Annotated in this window: 9 protein-coding genes; 6 read left to right on the top strand and 3 right to left on the bottom strand. The window is 62.5% G+C overall.

Annotated features, from left to right (window positions below):
* The 3 genes from AC1D1X_RS10020 to AC1D1X_RS10010 all read left to right on the top strand — a co-directional run.
* Positions 1-462: ATPase domain-containing protein (locus AC1D1X_RS10020; RefSeq protein WP_477698215.1), on the top strand; the 462-nt coding region annotated here is incomplete at its 5' end.
* 114 nt (positions 463-576) lie between these two features.
* Entirely contained in the window at positions 577-1,956 is a 1,380-nt protein-coding gene (locus AC1D1X_RS10015) for a hybrid sensor histidine kinase/response regulator (RefSeq protein WP_477669902.1), read from the top strand.
* Positions 1,957-2,371: 415 nt separating this feature from the next.
* Positions 2,372-2,575, top strand: a complete 204-nt coding sequence (locus tag AC1D1X_RS10010; protein ID WP_477673515.1) for a hypothetical protein — start codon at positions 2,372-2,374, stop codon at positions 2,573-2,575.
* A gap of 248 nt (positions 2,576-2,823) precedes the next feature.
* Here AC1D1X_RS10010 and metK read toward each other — a convergent pair whose 3' ends face one another.
* Positions 2,824-4,005, bottom strand: a complete 1,182-nt coding sequence (gene metK / locus AC1D1X_RS10005; protein WP_457279749.1) for a methionine adenosyltransferase — start codon at positions 4,003-4,005, stop codon at positions 2,824-2,826.
* A gap of 176 nt (positions 4,006-4,181) precedes the next feature.
* Between metK and AC1D1X_RS10000 the strand changes: the two genes are divergently transcribed.
* Positions 4,182-5,042 (top strand): lysophospholipid acyltransferase family protein, encoded by an 861-nt coding sequence (locus tag AC1D1X_RS10000; RefSeq protein ID WP_477669900.1) that lies wholly within the window; start codon positions 4,182-4,184, stop codon positions 5,040-5,042.
* Positions 5,039-5,932 (top strand): lysophospholipid acyltransferase family protein, encoded by an 894-nt coding sequence (locus tag AC1D1X_RS09995; RefSeq protein ID WP_477698214.1) that lies wholly within the window; start codon positions 5,039-5,041, stop codon positions 5,930-5,932. The genes AC1D1X_RS10000 and AC1D1X_RS09995 overlap by 4 nt, the downstream gene beginning before the upstream one ends.
* A 90-nt stretch (positions 5,933-6,022) precedes the next feature.
* On the opposite strand, the gene AC1D1X_RS09990 is transcribed toward AC1D1X_RS09995, so the two are convergent.
* Together AC1D1X_RS09990 and yihA are read right to left on the bottom strand one after the other, a co-directional pair.
* Positions 6,023-6,934, bottom strand: a complete 912-nt coding sequence (locus AC1D1X_RS09990; RefSeq protein WP_477669898.1) for an alpha/beta fold hydrolase — start codon at positions 6,932-6,934, stop codon at positions 6,023-6,025.
* A gap of 87 nt (positions 6,935-7,021) precedes the next feature.
* Positions 7,022-7,750, bottom strand: a complete 729-nt coding sequence (yihA, locus tag AC1D1X_RS09985; RefSeq protein WP_477669897.1) for a ribosome biogenesis GTP-binding protein YihA/YsxC — start codon at positions 7,748-7,750, stop codon at positions 7,022-7,024.
* A 209-nt stretch (positions 7,751-7,959) separates the two neighbouring features.
* On the opposite strand from yihA, the gene AC1D1X_RS09980 reads away from it, so the two are divergent.
* Positions 7,960-8,335, top strand: a 376-nt coding sequence (locus AC1D1X_RS09980; RefSeq protein WP_477698213.1) for a c-type cytochrome, incomplete at its 3' end; no start/stop codon positions are given.

The raw sequence follows: 8,335 nt of genomic DNA, 5'->3' as shown, positions 1-8,335 counted from the left end.
GAGTTCGCGTCGGTGGTGTGCCAGGCTGCCGACCGCGGCTGCAAAGTCGTCGTCATCGACAGCATCAACGGCTACCTCAACGCCATGCCGGATGAGCGCTTCCTTACCACGCATTTGCACGAACTGCTGACGTACCTGGGTCAGCGCGGTGTGGTGACCATCCTGGTGGGTGTGCAGCAGGGCATGCTGGGCGGCCAGATGTCCACCGCGGTGGACGCCAGCTATCTGGCCGACAACGTGCTCATGCTGCGCTATTTCGAGCATGACGGCGAGGTCAAGCAGGCCGTATCGGTGTTCAAAAAGCGAGGCAGCCTGCACGAGCGCACCATCCGCGAATTCTCCATGTCTCGCAAGGGTATCCACGTAGGTGCGCCTCTGCGCGGCTTCCGCGGCATCCTGACGGGGGTGCCGGTTTATGTCGGTAACGATCCTGAAGTGGGTGGCGCCCGCGGAGCGAGATAGGTGGAGCGGCGAATCGTCATTTGTGCGCCTACAGGGCGGGACGCAGCGCTGACTGCCAAAGTGCTCCGGTCCGTGGGTATCCACAGCATTGTGTGTGCAAACAGCGATGAGCTTATGACGCAACTCCCGCTGGGTGCCGGCGCCCTCTTGCTGGTGGAAGAGGTTGTCAGTGGTGCCGCCATGCGGCCACTGGCCGAATACGTGGCCTCACAGCCCACCTGGTCGGACATCCCCATCCTGCTTTTGACACGCAGCGGCGCCGATTCGCTGGATGTGCAGCGGGCGGTCGAGCATCTGGGTAACGTCACGCTGGTGGAGCGGCCCGTGCGCACCATTGCCCTGATTACCGCCACCCGTTCGGCCGTGCGGGCCCGCGAAAGGCAATACCAGGTGCGCGATGCCGACAAGCGCAAGGACGAGTTCCTGGCTACGCTTGCGCATGAACTGCGCAATCCGCTGGCGCCGATCCGTACGTCCATGGGAATCCTCAGGCATCTTTACCCGGATTCGGGCCAGATCACGGAGTTGCGCAATGTCGTGGACCGCCAGGTGGCTCACCTGACGCGATTGGTGGATGACCTGCTGGACGTGGCCCGCATCACCAGCGGCAAGGTCACCCTGAAAAGGGGGCAGATCACACTGCAATCAGTGATCAACCATGCGGTGGAGATTTCCGGTTCCGCCATGGAAAGCAAGCAGCACCGGCTGGACGTGCAGGAGCCGGACGCACCGTATTTTCTGGATGCCGATCACGCGCGCCTGGTACAAAGCGTCGCCAACCTTCTGGTCAACGCCGCCAAGTTCACGCATCCAGGCGGGCATATCGTGCTGCGCGCGGAAGTCGAGGGGCCTGTGGTGACTTTCCGGGTCGCCGACAACGGGATCGGGCTTGAGGCGTCTTCTCTGGCAAAGATCTTTGACCTGTTTGCCCAGACGCCCGTGCCTGGCGAAGCRCCGACCGGTCTGGGAATCGGTCTGAGCCTGGCCAGGCAGTTTGCCGAGATGCACGGCGGCACTCTGCACGCCAGCAGTGAAGGCCTGGGTCATGGCAGTGAGTTCGTCCTGGCGCTGCCGGTGGTTCTGGAGGGCGGGCAGCCTGCATCGCCTGTGCAAATGGCGGGCTCCGCCCGGTCCGGAAATGCCAAAAAAATCCTGGTGGTGGACGACAACGTGGATGCGGCCAATACMTTGGGCGCTTTGCTTGGCATGGATGGTTTTGCAGTGACAACGGCGTATGACGGTGTGGCCGCCGTTGCTGCAGCCAAGGCCCACAGGCCGGACGTTGTCGTTATGGACATCGGAATGCCCGGCATGAACGGGTACGACGCAGCACGCTTGATCCGCCAGCAGCCGGCCGCTGAAAGTATGGTCCTTATTGCACTCACTGGCTGGGGACAGACAACAGACAAAGCCCTTGCCAGTCTGGCCGGGTTTAACCACCACCTGGTCAAACCGGTGGATTACGAAAGCCTGATGTCCTGCCTCGTTGCCTGATGCGGGTAAAAAGCAGCGGCCGGAAAGCCGGGAATTAAAGCTCGAATCAAGAAAGTGGTGCCTGATTCGGGCTTGTCCTACACGCATTTCCTATCCCGCTGACGCTTTGTGGCCGAGTGTGAACCTACAGTCAAAACCCAGCCACTCAAAGCCTTCATTGGCGCCGCCATGTTTCTAGACAGCTTTCYCCTGCATGAACCAGAAATCCGGGCAACCCGGCCTGCGCGCGAAGTCGCCATGGAAGCGGGGAAATTCCGCAGTGCCTGGCCGTTCATCGTCACCGGCAACGGTTTTGGTGTATCGCATGCTGCCCGTGATTCCCGGGGGGGAATGCCCTCAATGTCGGCATCCGCATTTCCCGCCGCGGATCCCGGCAGCTTTGTTACGTGACGTTCAGCGACACGAAGGACACGAGATGGGCCTGAAAAAACGTATTGATCCAAAGAGTGATCGTGACCGCAAGAACGGGTCAGCCGCACAGCCTGACGCCATATCTGCCGAGGAATACGGCAGAGAGGGCACCAACAAGACCATCGCGCAGCCCAAAGCCGACAATGCGCCGTCCGAAGAATTGGGCAATACCCCGCATGTCGGGAAAAGCCCCTACACGCGCGGTTGAATCGCGGGGTTGATCTTCTGGATTAGCGAGGGGAGGGACCTCTTGGGTCCTTAACTTCGCAGCGCGAGCAAGCCTGCGCTGAAAGCCGCACAAGCTCGCTTCGTTCGGGGCCTTACAGGCCGGCTGCAGCGCGAAGCGCAGCAGCTTTATCGGTCGTTTAGCTTCGGCGCAGGCCTTCGGCCCTTAACTTCGCTGCGCGAAGTGAGCCTGCGCTGAAGAACTGATACCGGGCTGTCCGACCGGCGGCCTTACAGGCCGGCTGCAGCGCGCAGCGCAGCAGCTTTATCGGTACGTTCCCAGGTAAATTCCGGCTCGTCGCGGCCGAAGTGGCCATAGGCTGCCGTCTTTTCGTAGATGGGGCGCAGCAGGTCCAGCATCTGGATGATGCCCTTGGGGCGCAAGTCAAAGTGTTCATTGACGAGAGCCGAGAGTTTCTCGTCGGAGATCACGCCGGTGCCTTCGGTATAGACCGTGACGTTCATGGGGCGGGCTACGCCGATGGCATAAGCCACCTGGATCTGGCATTGGCGTGCCAGGCCCGCGGCCACAATATTTTTGGCCACATAACGGGCTGCGTAGGCAGCTGAGCGGTCCACCTTGCTGGGGTCTTTGCCGCTGAACGCGCCGCCGCCGTGCGGGCAGGCGCCGCCGTAGGTGTCGACGATGATCTTGCGGCCGGTCAGGCCGCAGTCGCCCTGCGGGCCGCCGATGACGAAGCGGCCGGTCGGGTTGATCAGGTACTTGGTGTCCTTGAGCCACTCTTTGGGCAGCACGGGCTTGATGATCTCTTCAATGATGGCTTCGGTGAACGAGGCCTTCATCTTGTGGGCAGTTTCGCTCTGGTCGGGGCTGTGCTGGGTCGACAGCACCACGGTGTCGATGCTGTGCGGCTTGCCGTCCACATAGCGCATGGTGACCTGGCTCTTGGCGTCGGGGCGCAGGAAAGGCAGGCGGCCGTCCTTGCGCAGCTGGGCCTGGCGCTCGACGAGGCGGTGTGCGTAGTAAATCGGCGCGGGCATCAGATCGGGCGTTTCGTCGCAGGCGTAGCCGAACATGAGGCCCTGGTCGCCGGCGCCGATGTTCAGGTGGTCGTCACTGGCATGGTCTACGCCCTGGGCGATGTCGTTGGACTGCTTGTCATAGCAAACCATGACGGCGCAACCCTTGTAGTCGATGCCGTACTCGGTGTTGTCGTAGCCGATGCGCTTGATGGTGTCGCGCGCGACCTGGATGTAGTCGACATGCGCGTTGGTGGTGATCTCGCCGGCCAGCACGACGAGGCCGGTGTTGGTCAGGGTTTCGGCGGCGACGCGGCTGCGTGGGTCCTGCTTGAAAATTGCGTCGAGGATCGCGTCGGAAATCTGGTCGGCGACCTTGTCGGGATGGCCTTCAGAGACGGATTCGGATGTAAAGAGAAAATCGTTCGCCATTGCGTACACTCCATGAAGTTTGTCGGCGCGTTGCCGGCTGGAATGCCTCGGCGAACGCTTTAGCAGTTTGGTTTAATGTCGCCCTGCAAGTAGTTCAGTAACTCGGCGACAGCCTGCATTATATGACGGCTGGTTTTTGGCCGGCGTAACCTTTCGATACCCCTTTCACCTGATTCATGCCCTGGTTGTTTCGCTTCTTTTCCCTCTGGCCGCTGGCCGCCCTGCATGCGCTGGGCGGCATGCTGGGCTGGCTGGTGTGGGGCTTGAGTCCGCGCTACCGCGCCCAGTTCAGGGCACATGTGGCGCAGGCCGGACTGCCGTTCGCGGTCGCCCGCCCGGCGATTGCCGAGGCTGGGCGCTTTATTGCCGAACTACCCAAGCTGTGGATGCGGCCGGCTTCGGAGTCCTGCCTGGGTAATGTCCGCATCGAAGGCCAGGTGCATGCGGAGCAGGCCTTCGCCGAAGGCCGCGGGGTGATTTTTTTTGGTCCCCATTGCGGCAGCTTCGAGCTGGGCCCGCAAGCGCTGGCCGAGCTGTATGGGCCCATTACCGCGATTTACCGGCCCGCGCGCAAGGCCTGGCTGGCCCGGCTGGAACGCCTGGCGCGTGACCGGGCCAATCTCACCGTCGTGCCCGCTTCCTTAAGCGGCATCCGCCTCATGCATAAAACCCTCAAAGCCAATCAGGCCGTGGCTTTGCTGACGGACCAGGTGCCGCCCGAAGGCCTGGGCGTGTGGGCGCCTTTTTTTGGCAAGCCGGCCTACACGATGACACTGGCTGCGCGGCTGGCGTTGCAAAGCGGTGCGGTGCTGCTGCCCGTCAGTTGCGAGCGCCTGGCCCGCGGCAAAGGGTATTTCCTCAAGATATGGCCTCCGGTGCAGGGGATGGACGCCTCAGATTCCGGCGCGCGCGCCGACCTGCTGCATGGGGTGACACAGATCAACCGGGCGATCGAAGCCATTGTGCTGAGCCAGCCTGGCCAGTATTTGTGGGGCTATGCACGCTACAAGACACCTCGCAAGGAAACTCCCCTTTGAAGACTCCCCGCCAGTTGGCCAGCCGAATCGTGACCCGCGGCGGCATTTTCTTTATGCGGGTGCTGGCGCTGCTGCCGCTTTCCTGGACGCGTGGCCTGGGCGTGCTGCTCGGCTGGATGTTGTATGCGATGGTAGGCTCGCGCCGGCGCGTGGTGGCCACCAATTTCGCGTTGTGCTTTCCCGGTTACCCGACCGCAGAGCGGCGCCGCCTCACGGTGCTGACATTTGTATTTTTTGCCCAGGCCTGGCTGGACCGCGCCTGGCTGTGGCACGCGCCCCAGGCCTGGGTGCAGCGGCGCGTTCAGGTGACGGGGGCTGTGCAGGAACTGGAGGGCAATGAGCCCACGGTGATATTCCTGCCGCATTTCGTCGGCCTGGATGCGGCATGGGCCGGTGTGGCGCTGCAGATGCCGCGGCCTTCGACCACCATTTACACCGACCAGTCGAACAAACTGGTCGACCGCTGGATACTGCGGGGCCGGCGGCGGTTTGGCAACCTGCGGCTTTTTGGGCGGGGTGATGGCGTCAAGCCCATTGTGGCCGCGCTTCGGGAAGGGCAGCCGCTTTACCTGTTGCCCGACATGGACTTCGGCCCTGACGATTCAGTGTTCGTGCCTTTTTACGGCATACCCACCGCAACGGTCCCGTCTCTCTCTCGATTTGCACGCCTGGGCCGCGCCAAGGTGCTGCCCCTGTTGCCCCGAATCACTCCGACGGGCTATGAGGTGGAGGTGTTGCCGGCCTGGGCGGATTTCCCCAGCGACGACCCGGTGGCCGACACCGCACGCATGAACGCGCAGCTGCAGGACTACATCAACACCATGCCCGCCCAGTACTACTGGGTGCACAAGCGCTTTAAAACCCGACCAGAAGGCGAGCCGTCCCTGTAGTGACGGCGGGCGGGTTGGGCCGAAATTTTAGGGGAATAGTCCTCCGGGCCAGGCGGAATGAGCGCAAGAAGCTATTAAATCAATAGCAATCTAGCGCAGAAAATCCTGCAGGTGTGCCGCCACCAATGCGGGCTGCTCGTGCACGATCCAGTGGGTTGCGCCTTCGATGCGGCGTAAATCCATCTGCGGCACGTAGTCGCCCAAGCCTTCCAGCAGTGCGGGCGGCAAGGCCGTATCGTCCAGTGCCCAGAGCACCAGCGTCGGCAGGTGAACTTCCAGCATGTCCCGTGGAATGCTCACTGCCGCGGCGGCCGGGTCGTTGTGCGGCGGCCCGGGCCGGGGCGGGCGCAAGGGCGAAGCCCGGTAGTAATTGCAGGGGCCTGTCAGGCCCTTGCGCCAGATTTCGCGGTATTGGTCCTTGATGGCGTCGGTCAGCCACGCGTGCGGCCCATCGACCGCGCCCATGTTGGCAAAAAAATCCCAGAGCCGCCGAAAGTCATCTTCGGCCAGCAAGGCTTCGGCGTCGGGGCGAATCAGGAAGTTCATGTAGGCGCTGGCGGCTTGCTGCGCCGGCGAATGCTGCAGTTCGCGCAGAAAAGTGCCGGGGTGCGGCGAGTTGATGATGGCCAGCTTTTTCATCAACGCGGGATGGCCCGCAGCCAGGTTCCAGGCCACCGCGCCGCCCCAGTCATGGGCCACAAGGCATTCCAGTTGGCCACCTTCCAGCGCAATCAGCGCTGCAATGTCCTGCACCAGGTGTTTGGGCCGGTAGGCGGTCGCCTCCAGCGGCGCGCTGGAATGTTCAAAGCCGCGCAGGTTGGGCGCCACACAGCGAAAGCCGCCGTTTTCAGGCCGCGCGAAGTGTTCCAGCAAGCCGTCCCAGACAAAAGCGGCTTCCGGAAAGCCGTGCAGGAACATCAGGACAGGGCGGCCCGTTTCGCCCGCAATCCGGCAGGACAGGGTGATGCCGTGGGGCAATGCATACAAGCGGGTGGCGATCATGTTGCTACACTTTTTATAGCTGTTTGCGCTTGTCCCAGTTGGGTTGGAGCCGGTATTTGCCTGAAATTTCAGCGCTGGAGAGCTGCCTCAGTCATTGATCTCGGGCAGCTCTTCAGGCGCCGCTTTGGCAGGCTTTGCCGGTTTTTCGGCCGGATGGGCCCAGTCCCACAAATGCTGGGCTACTTCCTCGACACCGCGGCGCTTCAGCGAAGAAAAGAGTTTGACGTCTCCGCCGCCGGCCTGCAGTCGCACAATGGACAGCGCCTTGGCCGCTTCGGTCTTGTTGAGCTTGTCGGACTTGGTCAGCAGCACCAGGAACTTGAGGCCGTCTTCCACCCGCGGCCGGATCACGTCCAGCAGGATCTCGTCGAGCTCGGTCAGGCCCAGGCGCGGGTCGCACAGCAGCACCACGGCCTTGAGGTTGTCGCGCGTCTGCAAATAGTTGCCCATCACCTGCTGCCAGCGGTACTTGGCTTCCTTGGGCACGGCCGCATAGCCGTAGCCCGGCAGGTCGGCCAGTACGGCGTCCGTCACGCCCTGCTTGCCCAAGCTGAACAGGTTGATGCTCTGCGTGCGGCCCGGCGTCTTGGAGGCAAATGCCAGCCGGTGTTGCTGCGTCAGCGTGTTGATACAGGTGGATTTGCCGGCGTTGGAACGGCCGACAAAGGCGATTTCAGGCACGTCGACACGGGGCAGGTGCTTGAGCTCAGGCGCTGTGGTCAGGAATTTGGCGGTGTGCAGCCAGCCCATCGCGATTTTGGGATCGGGCGCGCCAGTTGCGGCTAAGGGTGGTTTGGACGGAGAGGGTGAGGTCATGATCGGGCGGTCCCTGGAGATCGGTTGCACGCTACCGGCATGCGTTGGAGGGAGCAATGGCTTCGGGGACGGAACCCGGGAAGCGCTGAGGCGGTGCGGAGCTGCTGGCCCGTTGCCGCGGCAAGACCCGAATAATCGGGGGTGCCCTGAAGCCATTGTAAAATCAGAAAGTTATAAGTTTTGTGCGCCAACCAATTAAAACCCCCGATATGAAGCTGTTCGTTACTTCTCTCCTGGCCGCCTTGCTGGCCGTGCCTGCCGTGTCGTCTTATGCTGCCGGCGAAGCCGCACCTGCACATGGCGCCGCTTCGGCTCCCGCAGCAGCAGCAGCCCCGGCCAAGATTGCCAAGCCTGATCTGGTCAAGGGCGAGGCCAGCTTCACCGCAGTTTGCGCCAGCTGCCACGGCGCCGACGGAAATTCCGGCACCCCCGCCAACCCCAAGCTGGCGCAGCAGCACCCCGAATACCTGGTCAAGCAGCTGCAGGAGTTCAAGGCCGGCAAGCGCAAGAACCCCATCATGCAAGGCTTTGCGTCCGCGCTGTCTGAAGACGACATGAAAAACATCGCTTACTGGGCGACGTCCA

It is taken from the genome of Polaromonas sp. P1_G4 (genome assembly GCF_056405475.1).
The sequence above is the reverse complement of the archived record's forward strand: the minus strand, read 5'-3'. Positions and strand labels throughout refer to the sequence as shown.